Source organism: Streptomyces sp. NPDC001781 (assembly GCF_053596035.1).
Genome location: NZ_JBSFFI010000028.1, coordinates 19,130 through 33,386 on the forward strand (window position 1 = coordinate 19,130; position 14,257 = coordinate 33,386).

16 protein-coding genes are annotated in these 14,257 nt (G+C 72.3%); 5 read left to right on the forward strand and 11 right to left on the reverse strand.

Annotated features, from left to right (window positions below; translation table 11 throughout):
* Positions 1–115 precede the first annotated feature (115 nt).
* A complete protein-coding gene (locus ACWCV3_RS23105) occupies positions 116–658 on the forward strand; it encodes a PPA1309 family protein (protein WP_451227281.1) in 543 nt (180 codons plus the stop codon).
* A gap of 85 nt (positions 659–743) precedes the next feature.
* Here ACWCV3_RS23105 and ACWCV3_RS23110 read toward each other — a convergent pair whose 3' ends face one another.
* The 4 genes from ACWCV3_RS23110 to ACWCV3_RS23125 form a co-directional block, all read right to left on the reverse strand.
* Positions 744–1,841: a YlbL family protein gene (locus ACWCV3_RS23110; protein ID WP_451227284.1), complete on the reverse strand. Its 1,098-nt coding sequence runs from the start codon at positions 1,839–1,841 to the stop codon at positions 744–746.
* Positions 1,842–1,891: 50 nt separating this feature from the next.
* Positions 1,892–2,065: a hypothetical protein gene (locus tag ACWCV3_RS23115; RefSeq protein WP_165425490.1), complete on the reverse strand. Its 174-nt coding sequence runs from the start codon at positions 2,063–2,065 to the stop codon at positions 1,892–1,894.
* Positions 2,066–2,195: 130 nt separating this feature from the next.
* Positions 2,196–2,657 (reverse strand): molybdenum cofactor biosynthesis protein MoaE, encoded by a 462-nt coding sequence (locus tag ACWCV3_RS23120; protein WP_451227287.1) that lies wholly within the window; start codon positions 2,655–2,657, stop codon positions 2,196–2,198.
* Positions 2,658–2,710: 53 nt separating this feature from the next.
* Entirely contained in the window at positions 2,711–3,838 is a 1,128-nt protein-coding gene (locus ACWCV3_RS23125; protein ID WP_451227289.1) for an SDR family oxidoreductase, read from the reverse strand.
* 191 nt (positions 3,839–4,029) lie between these two features.
* Between ACWCV3_RS23125 and ACWCV3_RS23130 the strand changes: the two genes are divergently transcribed.
* Both ACWCV3_RS23130 and ACWCV3_RS23135 read left to right on the forward strand, forming a co-directional pair.
* Positions 4,030–5,511 carry a zinc-dependent metalloprotease gene (locus ACWCV3_RS23130; RefSeq protein ID WP_451227291.1) on the forward strand — a complete coding sequence of 494 codons (1,482 nt, stop codon included), beginning with the start codon at positions 4,030–4,032 and terminating at the stop codon, positions 5,509–5,511.
* Complete coding sequence (locus tag ACWCV3_RS23135) at positions 5,508–6,029, forward strand: NUDIX hydrolase (RefSeq protein ID WP_451227293.1); 522 nt, start codon at positions 5,508–5,510, stop codon at positions 6,027–6,029. Before ACWCV3_RS23130 ends, ACWCV3_RS23135 begins: the two co-directional genes overlap by 4 nt.
* A 146-nt stretch (positions 6,030–6,175) precedes the next feature.
* On the opposite strand, the gene ACWCV3_RS23140 is transcribed toward ACWCV3_RS23135, so the two are convergent.
* The 4 genes from ACWCV3_RS23140 to ACWCV3_RS23155 all read right to left on the reverse strand — a co-directional run bounded on the left by ACWCV3_RS23140 (position 6,176) and on the right by ACWCV3_RS23155 (position 9,980).
* Positions 6,176–6,931 (reverse strand): AIM24 family protein, encoded by a 756-nt coding sequence (locus ACWCV3_RS23140; protein ID WP_355381568.1) that lies wholly within the window; start codon positions 6,929–6,931, stop codon positions 6,176–6,178.
* A gap of 17 nt (positions 6,932–6,948) precedes the next feature.
* The gene (locus ACWCV3_RS23145) at positions 6,949–7,629 is read right to left on the reverse strand and encodes an AIM24 family protein (RefSeq protein ID WP_405552972.1); all 681 of its coding nucleotides are present in this window, start codon (positions 7,627–7,629) and stop codon (positions 6,949–6,951) included.
* Positions 7,630–7,640: 11 nt separating this feature from the next.
* The gene (locus ACWCV3_RS23150) at positions 7,641–9,290 is read right to left on the reverse strand and encodes a TerD family protein (RefSeq protein WP_451227297.1); all 1,650 of its coding nucleotides are present in this window, start codon (positions 9,288–9,290) and stop codon (positions 7,641–7,643) included.
* Between the two features lie 111 nt (positions 9,291–9,401).
* The gene (locus ACWCV3_RS23155) at positions 9,402–9,980 is read right to left on the reverse strand and encodes a M48 metallopeptidase family protein (RefSeq protein ID WP_451227300.1); all 579 of its coding nucleotides are present in this window, start codon (positions 9,978–9,980) and stop codon (positions 9,402–9,404) included.
* Positions 9,981–10,226: 246 nt separating this feature from the next.
* On the opposite strand from ACWCV3_RS23155, the gene ACWCV3_RS23160 reads away from it, so the two are divergent.
* Positions 10,227–11,489, forward strand: coding sequence for a TOMM precursor leader peptide-binding protein (locus ACWCV3_RS23160; RefSeq protein WP_451227303.1), 1,263 nt, complete (start codon positions 10,227–10,229; stop codon positions 11,487–11,489).
* On the forward strand, positions 11,482–12,897 hold the full coding sequence (locus tag ACWCV3_RS23165; RefSeq protein WP_451227306.1) for an ABC1 kinase family protein: 1,416 nt from the start codon (positions 11,482–11,484) through the stop codon (positions 12,895–12,897). Before ACWCV3_RS23160 ends, ACWCV3_RS23165 begins: the two co-directional genes overlap by 8 nt.
* A gap of 143 nt (positions 12,898–13,040) precedes the next feature.
* Here the strand turns inward: ACWCV3_RS23165 and ACWCV3_RS23170 are convergent, their stop codons facing one another.
* The 3 genes from ACWCV3_RS23170 to ACWCV3_RS23180 all read right to left on the reverse strand — a co-directional run bounded on the left by ACWCV3_RS23170 (position 13,041) and on the right by ACWCV3_RS23180 (position 14,245).
* The gene (locus ACWCV3_RS23170; protein WP_451227308.1) at positions 13,041–13,382 is read right to left on the reverse strand and encodes a hypothetical protein; all 342 of its coding nucleotides are present in this window, start codon (positions 13,380–13,382) and stop codon (positions 13,041–13,043) included.
* A complete protein-coding gene (locus ACWCV3_RS23175; RefSeq protein WP_451227310.1) occupies positions 13,379–13,747 on the reverse strand; it encodes a WhiB family transcriptional regulator in 369 nt (122 codons plus the stop codon). The genes ACWCV3_RS23170 and ACWCV3_RS23175 overlap by 4 nt, the downstream gene beginning before the upstream one ends.
* A gap of 177 nt (positions 13,748–13,924) precedes the next feature.
* On the reverse strand, positions 13,925–14,245 hold the full coding sequence (locus tag ACWCV3_RS23180; RefSeq protein WP_451227313.1) for a hypothetical protein: 321 nt from the start codon (positions 14,243–14,245) through the stop codon (positions 13,925–13,927).
* Positions 14,246–14,257: the final 12 nt, after the last annotated feature.

Sequence of the window (14,257 nt, forward strand, 5' to 3'; positions counted from 1 at the left end):
CCTCGTGTTCGCGGGCCCTTGGTGGCCCCCTGTGATCGCGGGCCCCCACCTATGCAACTTACTCACGGTTTACTCGGTTCCCGATTTCGGCCGGGAACGAGGCAGGATTGTGACCATGTCCAACACTCCCATGGCGGCGAGCCCGCTCACCCGGGCCGTGCTCGAGATCGACGAGTACGCGTCCGGCCTCGGCTGGGACCAGCCGGCCCGCCTCTTCGCCCTCGTCGACACCGCGCGTCTGCGCACCCAGGAACCCTCTCTCGCGGCCCAGCTCGGCCTGGACGAGGAGAGTGGTGACACCGGCTTCACCCCCATCGAGCAGGACGAGGTCCCGGCGGACAAGGCGCTCGACGAGTTCCTCGCCACCATCGCCTGGCCGGACGCGGTGGTCGGCTGCGCCCTCACCGTGGAGCGCCTGATGCTGCCCTCGTCCGTCGACACGCAGGTCCCGCAGGGGCTGAGCGACGCCGAGCTGGCCAAGTGGGTGGCCGCGCGTCCGGAGCGCCAGGAGGTGCGGATGACGGTGGCGGTACTGCGCGACGGCAACCGCGAGTCGGCGATCAGGCTGCGGGAGAAGGACTCGTCCACCGAGGTGCTGACCGGTCCCGATCTGGTGCCGGGGCTGGCCGAGGCGCTGGCCGCGACGTTCGCCGACTGATCCTCGTACCGCCTCGCGCGCGGGGGCGCCCGCCGGATGTCCGGTGGGCGCCCCCGCGCGCGTGACGGGTTTGTCCGTGGGGACCTCAGCCCCTGGTGGTGCACTTCGGCAGGTCGGCGGTGCGGCCCTCGCGGATGTCCTTGAGCGCGTCCAGCGCGTCGCCGATCTTCTTCACCTTGACCAGGGTGAGGCCGCTCGGGGTGTCCTTGGCCGCCGAGGCGCAGTTGTCGGCGGGGGTCAGGAAGTACTGGGCGCCCTTGGCGCGGGCCCCGACCGTCTTCATCTCGATGCCGCCGATGGGGCCGACCGTGCCGTCGTCGTCGATGGTGCCGGTGCCCGCGACGAACTTGCCGCCGGTGAGGCTGCCCGGGGTGAGCTTGTCGTAGATGCCGAGCGAGAACATCAGGCCCGCGCTGGGGCCGCCGACGTCGGCGAGCTTGATGTCGATGGTGAACGGGAAGGTGTGGTCGGTCCCGGCGGAGATCCCGACGATGGCCCGGTGGGCCCCCTTGTCGTCGGAGTCGGTGGTCGTGACCGTCACGTCCTGCGTCTTCGTCGCCGTCCGGTGCGCCTTCTCCGCGGCCGCCTGCTCCTTGGCCGGCACGACGGTGAAGACGACCTTCTGTCCCGGCTTGTGCCTGGTCACCAGCTTGGCCACGTCGGACGGCTGCCTGACCGGGGTGCCGTCCACGGCCTTGATCACGTCACCCGCGTGCAGCTTGCCCTCGGCCGGGGAGCCCTTGATCACCGTGGAGACAATCACCCAGGACGTCACCGGGATGTGCAGCTCCTTCAGGGCGGCGACCTTGGCGCTCTCCTGGGACTGGCTGAACTCCTCGGCGTTCTCCTGCGTGGACTGCTCCTCGGTCTTGCCGTCCGGGTAGAGCGTGTCGTGCGGGACGACCTTGGTGTCGTGCGCCAGCCAGCCGTAGACCGCCTCGACCAGGTTCATCCGGAAGTCCGCGCTGGTCACCCTGACGGTGGTCATGTTCAGGTGGCCGTCGGCCGGATAGGTGCGGTGGCCCGAGACCTGGAGCACCGGCTCGCCGTCGTGCTCCCCGAGCGTGTTCACGGTCGGCCCCGGCGACATCTCCGCGTACGGCACGGGGATGAGCACTCCCGCGCAGAGCAGCGCGATCAGCATCAGGGTGGACGCGAGCATCGTCGCGGTACGGCGTGGCATGGCACGACAGTACGGGACACCCGCGTCAGCGCCCCGTCAGGGCACCCCCGTCAGGCGCCGGGAGCGCCCGTGTGGGACTTCTCCATGGCCTCGCGGAAGCGCGCGTAGCCGTCGAGTTCGGGTCCGTCGCCGCGGGTCCTGCGGGTCCGGTTGGCCCAGCTTCCCCACAGACCGGCCGCGACCGCGGCGATGAACGGAATCAGCAACCAGACGAGCACCGCCATGCCGACCTCCCAACCCCATGAGTGTCCGCTGCGAACTGTGATCAGCAGATTAACCATTCGCAGGGACAACGCTCACGCGCGGGGGTCGGTTACGCAACCGGAGCACCCGATGGGCCGAACGTCACCGCCGTCAGCAGGCTCCGACCCATTCCTCGGTGCCGTCGGAGAAGCGCTGGTGCTTCCAGACGGGCACCTCGTGCTTGATGTCGTCGATGAGCTTCCGGCAGGCCGCGAACGCCTCGTCCCGGTGCGGGCACGCCACGCCGACGACCACGGCGAGATCGCCGACCGCCAGGTCACCCACCCGGTGGACGGCCGCCAGGGCGCGCACCGGGTACTCCGCGACGACCTTCTCCGCGACCCTCCGCATCTCGTCGGCGGCGGAGGGGTGGCAGGAGTAGCCGAGGGCGTCGACGTCCGCGCCCCCGTCGTGGTTGCGCACGGTGCCCACGAACAGCGAGATCCCGCCCGCCGCCTGGTCGCCGAGCGCGGCGAACACCTCGTCCACCGAGAGAGGCGTGTCCCGGATGCCGATCAGCCGGACCGGGCTGGGGGCCGCCTGCTCACCGGGGTGTTCGTGCGTGGGTGTCATGGGCCCATGGTGCCGCACACCGCCGGGGAGGCGGAATGCCGGGCGGCAACGCGTCAGATGCGGCGCCGCGCCTTTCGGGCCCGGCGTACCACCGCGGCCGCGCCGAGCAGGGCCACCGTCGCGCCCGCCGCGCCGGCCGCCGTGGCGTCCTTGCGGCCGAGCCTGCGTCCGGCGACGGTGTGCCGGCCGGAGACCTCCGCCAGCAGCTCCGCCAGCACTTCCTCGTTCGTCCAGCGGGGCCGCCACCCGGCCGAGTGCAGCCGGCTCCCGCTGACCACCCAGGGGTACATCGTGTACGCCAGGTCGCCCGCCGGGGACGGGGTGAGCCCGATCCGGTGCAGCCGGGCGGCCGCGCCGAGGGCCACCGCGGAGGGCAGCTCCATGCGCCGGATGCCGCTCAGCTCCTCGACCTCCTCCTGCTCCAGCCATCCGTCGCAGCCGACGGCGAGCTCCCCGTCGACCTTCTCCAGCACGGCGTACTCCAGCGCCGTGCAGAGGTCGTCGACGTGGCAGAACTGCCAGGCGGGGCGGGAGTCCGCGACCACGAGCAGCCGGGGCGACTCGAAGTACCGGGTCAGCGCGGTGTCGGTGCCGCCGACCAGCAGGGCGGGGCGGACGACGGTCACGTTGAGGCCGGGATGCGCGCGGGGCGCGCGGCGGGCCAGGCGCTCGATCTCCAGCAGGTCTGCGACCCCGGTGGCCTCGGCGGTGGCGCGCAGCTCGGCGTCCTCCGACAGCGGCAGCTCGTTGTCGGGCAGCGCGCCGTAGACCATGGCCGACGTGCACAGCACGACCCGGTGCACCCCGGCGGCGGCCGCGGCGGTCAGCACGGTCTGGGTGCCGCGCACGTTGTAGGCGGTGCGGGCGGCCGCGTCGCTGCCCAGGTCCAGGTCGAGCGCCAGGTGCACGACGACGTCGGCGCCGCGCAGCTTCTCCGCGATCGCCGGGTCCCGCACGTCGAGGATGTGCCACTCGGCCTCGGCGCAGTCCCCGCGCCGCTCGTCGATGGCCACGACCTGCCGGATCTGCTCGGACGCCGCGAGCCGCTCGGTGAGCAGCGCGCCGATCCCGGTGGCGGCGCCGGTGACCGCGACGACCGGCCCCCGTGCCGCGGGTGAGGGCGATGCGGGCGGAGATGAGGGGTTTCGCGCTGCGCGAACCTGCGGATCTGGGGAACTCACCGGGCGTCTCCAGCGGTTGTCTTCTGTACGAGCGCGGACGACGCGCCCGTACCAGGTGCATCCATCCTGCCGCAGCCCATCTGTGGGCGAAGCACCGAGGCCCTATCCGGTCCGGGTGTCTACGCTGGGTGGTGAAGTCGGGCAGCCGCGCCGCCGGAGAGAACCGGTGGCCTTACCAGCCGAGGAACCCCGTGAGTGACACCCCATTCGGATTCGGCCTTCCGCCGGAGGAGCCGGACGACGGCGACGAGGGCAAGAAGAAGGACCAGCAGAGCGGTGGTGGGCAGGGACCGGCCAATCCGTTCGGTTTCGGCGGTCTGCCGGGAGCCGGGGGCTTTGGCGGTCCCGGCGCCGACAATCCGCTCGCCGCGATGTTCGGCGCCCTGAACCCCAATGACCTGGGCGCGGCGTTCCAGCAGCTCGGCCAGATGCTCTCCTACGAGGGCGGGCCGGTGAACTGGGACATGGCCAAGCAGATCGCCCGCCAGACGGTCGCCCAGGGCACGCAGGACGGCGTCAAGGACGCGAGTGTCGGCCCGGCCGAGCGCTCCGCGGTCCAGGAGGCCGTGCGCCTGGCCGACCTGTGGCTGGACGACGCGACCTCGCTGCCGTCGGGTGCCAACACCTCCGTGGCCTGGTCGCGCGCGGAGTGGGTCGAGGCGACGCTGCCGGCCTGGAAGGAACTGGTCGACCCGGTGGCCGAGCGGGTCGGCGCGGCGATGGGTGATGTCCTGCCGGAGGAGATGCAGGCCATGGCGGGCCCGCTGATCGGCATGATGCGCTCGATGGGCGGCGCGATGTTCGGCACCCAGATCGGGCAGGCCGTGGGCGTGCTCGCGGGTGAGGTCGTCGGCTCCAGCGACATCGGCCTGCCCCTGGGCCCGGCCGGCAAGGCCGCGCTGCTTCCGGTCAACATGGAGGCGTTCGGCAAGGACCTGGGCGTCCCCATGGAGGAGGTGCGGCTGTACCTCGCCCTGCGCGAGGCGGCCCACCAGCGTCTCTTCGCCCACGTGCCGTGGCTGCGCTCGCACCTGTTCGGCGCGGTCGAGGGGTACGCGCGCGGCATCAAGGTCGACACCGCCAAGCTGGAGGACGTGGTCGGCCAGTTCGACCCGCAGAACCCCGAGCAGCTTCAGGACGCGCTGCAGCAGGGCATGTTCCAGCCCGAGGACACGCCCGAGCAGAAGGCGGCCCTGGCCCGGTTGGAGACCGCGCTCGCGCTGGTCGAGGGCTGGGTGGACGCGGTGGTCCACGCGGCCGCGAAGCCGCGGCTGTCCTCCGCCGACGCGCTGCGCGAGACGCTGCGCCGCCGTCGCGCGAGCGGTGGTCCGGCGGAGCAGACCTTCGCCACACTGATCGGTCTGGAGCTGCGGCCGCGCCGGCTGCGGGACGCCTCCCGTCTGTGGGCCTCGCTCACCGACGCGCGCGGGGTCGACGGCCGGGACGACCTGTGGCACCACCCGGACATGCTGCCGACGGCCACCGACCTCGACGACCCGGACGGCTTCGTCCACCGCGAGCAGATGGACTTCTCCGAGCTGGACAGGATGCTCGGCGAGGCGGCCGGCGGTGGCGCGCGGAAGCCCGACCTGAAGAAGGACGAGGGCGCCGAGAGCGCCGAGGGCCCCGCGGGCGACAAGGGCGACGAGGGCAAGGACGACAAGAGCGAGTGAGCCTGTACGACGACGCGGTCCTCGTACTGAAGGAGTACGAGGGCGAACCGGAACTGCGTGCTGCCTACCAGGACCACCTCGCCGTCCACCCGGACGGCGTCTGGCGCTCCTGCGACGCGGGCCACCTCACGGCGAGCGCCCTGGTGGTCGATCCGGAGCAGGGCCGGGTGCTGCTCACCCTGCACCGGAAGCTGCGGATGTGGCTCCAGATGGGCGGCCACTGCGAGCCGGGCGACATCTCCATGGCGGGCGCGGCCCTGCGCGAGGCGACGGAGGAGTCCGGCATCGCCGGGCTGACCCTGCTCCCCGGCGGCCCGGTCCGGCTGGACCGGCACCAGATCCCGGCCCCGTGCAACTGGCACCTCGACGTGCAGTACGCGGTGCTGGCCCCGCGCGGTGCCGAGCAGGTGATCAGCGACGAATCGTTGGACCTGCGGTGGTTCGGCTACGACGAGGTCGCGTCCGTGGCCGACGAGTCGGTCGTGCGGCTGGTGGAGGCCACCCGGGCGCGGCTGTGAGCGTGCTCGGGCCGCGAGCGTGGGGGGCGCACCCTTGCGGGCGGCCCCCACACGTTCGCCGCGCTTCGCACGGCGCGTCGTCCAGGGCCCTCAGTCCGGATCAGGCCGGACCCCCGCGGAGCCCGGCGTGATCCGAACGAGAGTCACTAGCTCCAGACGTTGCCCTGGTTCTGTCCTCGCGCACCCTGCTGGCCCATGCCGAACTGGGCCGCGACTCCGCCCCCTATCTGCGCGTGCTGGGGCGGGAGCAGCTCGCTGGGCTGGACCAGGGCGAAGCCGGAACCCATGAAGCTCAGCTCCCAGCCCTCGCCGGTGCTGCCGCGCCGACGCCACACCCCGGAGGAGTGGGTCTGGGCCTGCATCTGCACCCGCAGCGAGGTGGACCAGGCAACGATGGCGTCCGCGTCGCAGTTGACGTACCGGTCCGGCGTGACCTGCATCAGCAGGGGCGTGCCGGAGGTCATCAGGGCGACCTTGCCCCGGCCGGTGATGTTGAGCTGGTACTTCCCGGAACCGGAGATGCCGTAGAGGCTGTCCACCGCGATGACCTCGTGATGCAGCGAGGAGTCCATGGCGAGGACGTAGGAGCTGTCGACGGTCAGGCCCTCCTGCTCCACGTCCAGCAGGTGGACGTGCTGGGCGAGGTTGGCGAGGTAGACGGTGCCCTGGCCGTGACAGCGCATCAGGTCCAGACCCTCGCCGGTGTGGGCCCGCGCCCGGCGCTGGCCCTGGCTGCGGTACTCGGCGTCGAACTCGACCATGCCCTGGTAGGCGACCATGGCGCCCTTGCGGGCCAGCAGGTCGTCGTGGCCCTCCAGGGTGACGCGCAGCATCTGGGAGTTCTGGAGGCTCCAACGCTCCTGCGTCTGCGAGTCGTTGTGCGCGAAAAGCGGGCTCTGCATGGTGTCTGTGCTCCCCCTCAGCCCCGGAACCGGAGGCGGTCGGTGCTGTCCTCGCTGGGCTGGACGACGACGATGCCCTGCCCGGAGAACGCCATCTGGTACGCCTCGCCGCTGCCCCGGCCGATCAGTGACTGCGCCTTGAAGCTGCGCTTGCCCTTCACCTTCAGGTTCGGGGACCACGCGACGAGCGCGTCCGGGTCGACGTACGTCTCGTCCTCTCCGCCGCCGCAGTCCACCACGATCGGCGTGCCACGCGAGGTCAGCGCGACCCAGCCCTGGCCGGAGATCTTCGTGTTCCACAGGCCCTGCCCGGCGAACTTGGCGAGCCCCTTCACCCGCTCCACGCCCCAGGTCAGGCCGGCGTCGAAGGCGAGCAGGTTGGTGGCGTTGACGGAGATCCCGTCGCCGTTCAGGTTGATCACGACCACGTCGGCGCCGTAGTCGGCGAGGTAGAGCAGGCCGTCGCCGGAGCACTTCATCAGCGGGGCGCCCTCACCGGTCATCCAGTCGCGGGCGATCTGCCGAACGGCCGGCGGGTTGGGCTCGTACTGGATGAAGCCCTCGTAGGCGATCATCGAGCCCACGCGCGCGAGGAGGTCGTTGCCGGTCTGCATGGCGACCTTCAGCATGTGGCTGCCGTGGTTCTCCATGCGCGCGGTGACGGGTGCGGGAGCGAAGCCCGCGAGCGGCTGGTTCATGACGGGCTCCCTCAGACCTCGTACGGCTGGACGACGATGAAGTTGCCGGGTGCGCCCCGGAACTGGAGGTTCACGCTCTCCCCCGTGTCGCCCGCGTAGGCGTTGCGGCGCATCCGGACCTGGCTGGAGACGATCACCTGCGAAGCGGCCGACCAGGCGACCACGGCGTGGCAGTCGGCGAAGGTGGTCGGCGTCACCGGCAGCACCACGGGCGTGCCGTGCGTCTTGACGACGAGCGTGCCGGTGCCCTGGAACTGCATCGTGAACAGCGCGCCGCCCGGGATGCCGTGGCCCTCGATACGGCGGACCTCGTACTGGAGGCTCTCGTCGAAGGCGAGGACGTTCTCGGCGGAGACGCAGATCGCGTCGCCCTGCAGCTCGACGGGGTGGAGGTGGGTGGAGTCGTCGGCGAGGAACACCTGTCCCTGGCCGGTGCAGCGCATCAGCTGCATCTCCTGGCCGGTGGCGTTGCCCACGAGCCGCCCGGTGATGCCGGCTCCCTTGTAGTTGAAGTCGACCTTGCCCTGGTAGAGCACCATGCTGCCCTGCCGGGCCAGTACCGGCTGGCCGCCGGCGCCGAGATCGACGCGGATCAGCTTGTGGTTCTGCTGGGTCCAGCGCTGTCCGGTGGGCGCCTCCTTGAACTTCTGGAGCGCGGCGCCCACACCGGCCGCTCCCTGGGGCGCGCCCTGCGGGACGCCGTAGGAGGGGGTGCCCTGGCCGGGGACCTGACCGTAGCCGGGGGGCATGGGGGCGGACGGCTGGCCGCCGAGGGAGGGCGGGGAGGTGTGGCCGGGCGGTGCGGAGGCCACCGGGGGCATGCCGTGTCCGGGCGGCGCCGGGGCGGCCGGGGGCTGGCCGTAGCCCGGTGGCGGGGGCGCGCTCGGCGGAACCGGGTGGCCGAAGGCGGCGGGTGCGGGGCCGGGCGGCGGAACGGTGCCGTGCGGCGGGGTCAGGGGTTCGACCAGGGTGGGCGCCGCGTGCACGTCGGGCCGGGGCGCCGGGGGCGCAGTGAACGCCTGAGGCGCGGAGGGCGTGGCCGGTCCGGCGGGGGCGGCGAAGGCGGGCGGGGCGAAACCGGGGGCGGCGGACCCCGCGGTGGCCTCCGGCCGGGCCGGCGCGGGCGCCTCCTCCTCCGCGACCTCGCCGCCGAAGTTCTTCAGCAGCGCCTCCAGGCCGCCGTCGAAGCCCTGCCCGACCGCGGCGAACCGCCAGACGTCCTTGAGATAGAGGTCGCCGAGCATCACGGCGCGTTCGGTGCTGAACTCCGCGCCGGTGAACGAATACCGCGCGACCTCCTCACCGCCCGCCACGATCCGCAGATAGCCGGGAGCGATGCGGGACATCTGCCCGTCGCCGTCGATGGTCGCGGTGAAGGACAGCTTGTGGATACCGGCCGGAATCCGGTCCAGCGTCACCCGGAACGACTCGGTGTCGCCCGCCTGGGGACCCAGCAGCTGGATGGACTCCTCGGGCGACTTCGGCTGGTTGAAGAAGACGAAGTACCGGTCGTCGGAGAGCCGTTCGTCGGCGTCGAGGCCGAAGCAGCTTATGTCGAAAGTCAGTCCGGGAGCGGAGATCTGCACGCCCACGTACAGATCCGTACCCGCGGTGAGGTCACTGATCCGGGCCTTGTGGCCGCGTTGGAATTCCCTGGACATGCGTTACGTCCGTCCCCCGTCCCGAGAGCAGTTGCGTCGCGTCAGGCTAACCGCAAACGCCGGCATCGGCCTCAGCCGGTACAGACCCGGTACAGAACCGCGGCCCGGCCCTCACACCTCCTCGTCGTCCGTCACGTCCGCCGGCATGTCCGGCGTCCGTGCGGCGGCGGCCACGCCCTCCAGATAGCCGCGCGCCCGCTCGGTGCGCGGGTACGCCTCCAACAGCCGCCAGAAATCCGGGCCATGACCCGGCACCAGCAGGTGCGCCAGTTCGTGGCAGAGGACGTAGTCGACCACGTACCCGGGCATCCCCCGCAGCCGGTGGGAGAGCCGGATGGTGCCCTCAGCCGGGGTGCACGAGCCCCAGCGGGTGTTCTGGTTGGTCACCCAGCGCACCGAACCGGGCCGCGCCCGGCCGTCGAAATACCGCTCCGACAGCCGCCCGGCCCGCTCGGCCAGCTCGCTGTCACCGCCGGGCACGCTCCGCCTCGCCTCCTTGGCCGCGAGCCGGTCGAGCATGGCGGTGACCCAGCGCCGCTCCTCCGCCTTGGACATGCGGGCGGGGATCAGCACGATGGTGCGGTCGCCCTCGCGGTAGGCGGAGACGGTGCGGCGGCGCCGGTCGCTCCGCCTGACCTCGACGGGGCCGTGGGGGGTGGACGACCGCTGTTCGGTCGGTTCGGTGGGCACGTCTCGAAGATACCCGTCGGCGCGGACGGCGGGCGGACCTGTGGACAGCGGCTGTGGACACCGGACCAGTGAGCAGCTCGTACGACGATCACCCCGGACCTGTGGACAACTTTCGGCACGGATTCCGGACCCCGGCCATGCTGGCAGTCGTCGCGACGAGTCCGACCGGCTCGGGCGGCACACGAGAAGCAGAAGGACGCACGCCCGGCCGGGGTGTGTGCGAGACCTGGGAGACGGGGGCCCGTCATGCATCCGATGGTGAAGCCGGCGCTGCGGCGCGGCTGGCGCGATCTCGGCACCGTGCAGTTCGGGATGACTCCCGCGCACGCGATCACTCTGGGTCCGGTGGACCTGGCCACGGGCAGCTTCCTGGAACTGCTCGACGGTACCCGTGACCTGGCGTTGCTCCGGGAGGAGGCCCAGCGGATGGACCTGCCCGACGGCCATGCCGACCGGCTGGTGAGCCGGCTGGGCCGGGCGGGGCTGCTCGACGACACGAGGGACTGCTCTCCCGCAGCGACCGCGCTGCGGGAGAGAGGGGAGGCACTGGAGCGGCTGCGCCCGGACCTCGCCTCGCTGTCGCTGACCACGGCAGAGCCGGGCGGCGCGCTCACCCGCCTCGCCGCCCGGCGTGCCCTGCGGGTGCGGGTGCTCGGTGCGGGCCGGGTGGGGTCCGTGCTGGCCGCGCTTCTCTCCGGGGCGGGGGTGGGGGAGGTCGACGTGCGGGACGTGGGCCGGGTGCAGCCCTGGGACGTGGCGCCCGGCGGGCTGCCGGTGGAGGCGGTGGGCGAGCGGCGGGACGAGGCCGCGCGGGCCGCGGTGCGCCGCGCGGCACCGGACCGCCCCTCGCGCCGGACCCGCCACGGCAGGCTCTGCGGTCTGGGCCCGCAGGAGGAAGCAGGCCTGTCACTGGTGGTGCTCGCCCCGCGCGACGAGGTGGCGGTGCACGCCCCGGACCCGTTCCTCGCCGAGCCGCTCATGGTCTCCGGCACCCCCCATCTCTACGCGGGGGTCGCGGAGGGCACCGGGGTCGTCGGACCACTGGTGCTGCCCGGCGGGACAGGATGCGCGGGCTGTCTCCAGCAGCACCGCACCGACGAGGACGCCGCGTGGCCCCGGCTGATCACCCAGTGGCGCTCGGGCCGCGCGCGCCGGGTGGGCGCGTGTGATCTGACCCTCGCCACGGCGGTCGCGGGGCTCGCCGCGGCCCACGCTCTGAGCTTCCTCGACGGGGCCGAACCGGCGGCCACCGGCACTCGCTGGGAGGCAGCTCTACCCACTCTGAGCTGGGACGCTCATCCCATCGCCCCGCATCCGGCGTGCGGCTGCGGGGCGAAGGAGAGGAGGAGGGAAAGCACCCCGGCGCGGACCGGGGAGAAAGCCGAGGGCGAGCACTCCTCAACGCGAGGGCGGGCGCGCGCGACAATGGCGGTGCAACGGCCGTCGGCCGAGCGGCGACGCGAGACCGGCGCGGCGCGGCCGGCAGGGACTTGGAGGGCGCATGTCTGATCTTCCCCGGAAGGCGGTCACCCGGACCGCGAAGCTCGCCGCGCTTCCGCTCGGCTTCGCCGGCCGGGCGACCTGGGGGCTGGGCAAGCGGATCGTGGGCGAGTCGGCCGAGCTGGTGGGACGGGAGCTTCAGCAGCGGACGGCCGAGCAGCTCTTCAAGGTCCTCGGTGAGCTGAAGGGCGGGGCGATGAAGTTCGGGCAGGCCCTGTCCGTCTTCGAGTCCGCGCTCCCCGAGGAGGTCGCCGGGCCGTACCGGGTCGCGCTGACCAGGCTCCAGGAGGCGGCGCCCCCGATGCCGACCCGCACGGTGCACGCCGTGCTGGCGGAGCGGATGGGCGAGGACTGGCGGGAGCTGTTCCTGGAGTTCGAGGACAAGCCCTCGGCGGCGGCCTCCATCGGCCAGGTGCACCGGGCGGTGTGGCACGACGGCCGGGAGGTGGCGGTCAAGGTCCAGTATCCGGGCGCCGGTGAGGCTCTGCTCTCGGATCTCGGCCAACTGAGCCGTTTCGCCCGTCTGCTGGGCCCGCTGATCCCCGGCATGGACATCAAGCCGCTGATCGCGGAGCTCAAGGACCGGGTCTCCGAGGAGCTGGACTACGAGCTGGAGGCGCAGGCGCAGGCCGCGCACGCGGCGGAGTTCGCGGACGACCCGGACGTGGTGGTCCCGGCGGTGGTGCACCAGCGCGACCAGGTGCTGGTGACCGAGTGGATCGACGGCATCCCGCTGTCGGAGGTCATCTCCGGCGGCACGGAGGAACAGCGCGACCGGGCCGGGCAACTGCTGGCACGCTTCCTCTTCTCCGGTCCGGCCCGCACCGGACTGCTGCACGCCGACCCGCATCCGGGCAACTTCCGGCTGCTGCCGGTGGGCCCCGGCGGCGAGGACGGCTGGCGGCTGGGCGTGCTGGACTTCGGCACGGTCGACCGGCTCCCCGGCGGTCTTCCACCGACCATCGGGGTGGTGCTGCGCATGACGCTGGACGGGGACGCCGAGCCGGTCTACGAGATGCTGTGCGAGGAGGGCTTCATCAAGGAGTCCATGGACCTGGATCCCGACGCGGTCCTCGACTACCTCCTGCCGATCATCGAGCCCGCGCAGGTGGACGCCTTCACCTTCACCCGGTCGTGGATGCGCGGGCAGGCGGCCCGGGTCGCCGACCCGCGCTCCCCCGCGTACCAGCTCGGCAAGCAGCTCAACCTGCCGCCGTCCTACCTGCTGATCCACCGGGTCACGCTGAGCACCATCGGGGTGCTCTGCCAGCTGGGCGCGGAGGTACGGCTCCGGGAGGAGCTGCAGGAGTGGCTGCCGGGATTCGGCCCGGACCTGGAGCCGACGGAGTCCGGGACGCCGGAGTCCGAGGAGCCGGAGGAGGAGGACCTGCCCGAGGTGCCCGCAGCGGAGGCGTAGGCCCGGGCGGAACCGCGGGGGCGGACGTGCCTCGGGGGCCGGTCCGTTCGGCCGGACCGGCCCCCGAGGGGAAGACTTCGCCTCCCGGAGCCGGGAGGCCACCGCTTCGGGTGGGTGCGCTCAGTGCGCGTCGAGGGCGGCGCCTACTGCATGACGGCGACGGCGAGCGCACGGCGGGCACGCAGCGAGGCGCGCTCCGCCCGGCGCTGCATCCGCCGCGCGGTGGCCAGGCTCGTGGCCCGGCGCTCCCGCTGGGCGTCGTGCAGGCGCTCGTGCATATGCGCACGGGCCAGGGCTTCTGGGATGAGATGCATTTCGCGGGTCCTGTTCGTCTGGCGCGAGCCTGTCACGCCACGGTTGCCGAGGTCTGGGGTCGCCGAGCCGGTGGGCTCGCTGGTGGACGGCTTCATCGGGGCCTGCTTCTTGGGGTCGTGCGTGAGGGGACGATCGATCGTTCCTGCGGGGTGCCTGCGTGCGACGTTCATGCCGTGACCGGGTTCTTGCGCGGACGGCCGCGGGGCCGCTTCCGGGCGACGACGACGCCCTGCACGAACAGCTCCCCGCCCCAGACGCCCCAGGGCTCCCGGCGCTCCTTGGCCCCGGCGAGGCACGCCTCGACCAGCGGGCAGGTCCGGCAGAGCGACTTGGCGTACTCGACGTCGGCCGGCGACTCGGCGAAGAAGACCTCCGGGTCGTTGGAACGGCAGGGGACGGGCACCCCGAGGTTCTCGATGGCGTCGTCGAGCGCGGTGAGCGCGGTGAGGGGGAGCAAGGCGGGGTCCTCCGTGGAGCCGAGCTGAGTGATCGCTTGTGAAGGCGGTACTGACGGGGCGTGCGCTTCGAGTTGCACGGGGTGTTTTCCTCGTCTGGTCGTTCCGGTCGGTGGACCGGGTGTCGGCTGGGTACCGGGTTCTCTTTTGTTGTCCCGAGGCGTCTTCGGGGTTGTTCTCCCTGTTCGGGGAAAACAGAAGGGCCGCGGTTCCCGGATGGGGTTCCGCGGCCCTGAAGGCGCCTGCCTGATCGACGATCAGGCTGGATCACTCCAGGGTTCTGGCCCACGGAAGGCCCACATCTGGTGGTGCTGCGTCTGCGTGCGGAATCCGGCACCGGCCGCCGCGAAGGCATAGGCGCCCTGCGCCTGTGCCTCTACCGCTGCCAGTGCCTTGGTCGGTCGCTCATTGCGCTCACGGACAGGGAGGTCCGCGGAGAGCAGCGAGGAGGCCGGACGGGCGGCACGAATGCCGGACAGACCGGTGCCCTGGGAGGGCGTGCCGAGCATGCACAGGGAGACGGCCGGACGATCGGTCAGTTTGACCGGGCTGGTGATGATGGTCTCGATGCTGATCATTGGGCTCGCCTC

Bases quoted from the DNA above. Each gene is read 5' to 3' on its own strand.
- ACWCV3_RS23105 (WP_451227281.1), top strand. From the start codon at position 116: ATGTCCAACACTCCCATGGCGGCGAGCCCGCTCACCCGGGCCGTGCTC.
- ACWCV3_RS23110 (WP_451227284.1), bottom strand. From the start codon at position 1,841: ATGCCACGCCGTACCGCGACGATGCTCGCGTCCACCCTGATGCTGATC.
- ACWCV3_RS23115 (WP_165425490.1), bottom strand. From the start codon at position 2,065: ATGGCGGTGCTCGTCTGGTTGCTGATTCCGTTCATCGCCGCGGTCGCG.
- ACWCV3_RS23120 (WP_451227287.1), bottom strand. From the start codon at position 2,657: ATGACACCCACGCACGAACACCCCGGTGAGCAGGCGGCCCCCAGCCCG.
- ACWCV3_RS23140 (WP_355381568.1), bottom strand. From the start codon at position 6,931: ATGCAGAGCCCGCTTTTCGCGCACAACGACTCGCAGACGCAGGAGCGT.
- ACWCV3_RS23145 (WP_405552972.1), bottom strand. From the start codon at position 7,629: ATGAACCAGCCGCTCGCGGGCTTCGCTCCCGCACCCGTCACCGCGCGC.
- ACWCV3_RS23150 (WP_451227297.1), bottom strand. From the start codon at position 9,290: ATGTCCAGGGAATTCCAACGCGGCCACAAGGCCCGGATCAGTGACCTC.
- ACWCV3_RS23160 (WP_451227303.1), top strand. From the start codon at position 10,227: ATGCATCCGATGGTGAAGCCGGCGCTGCGGCGCGGCTGGCGCGATCTC.
- ACWCV3_RS23165 (WP_451227306.1), top strand. From the start codon at position 11,482: ATGTCTGATCTTCCCCGGAAGGCGGTCACCCGGACCGCGAAGCTCGCC.
- ACWCV3_RS23170 (WP_451227308.1), bottom strand. From the start codon at position 13,382: ATGAACGTCGCACGCAGGCACCCCGCAGGAACGATCGATCGTCCCCTC.
- ACWCV3_RS23180 (WP_451227313.1), bottom strand. From the start codon at position 14,245: ATGATCAGCATCGAGACCATCATCACCAGCCCGGTCAAACTGACCGAT.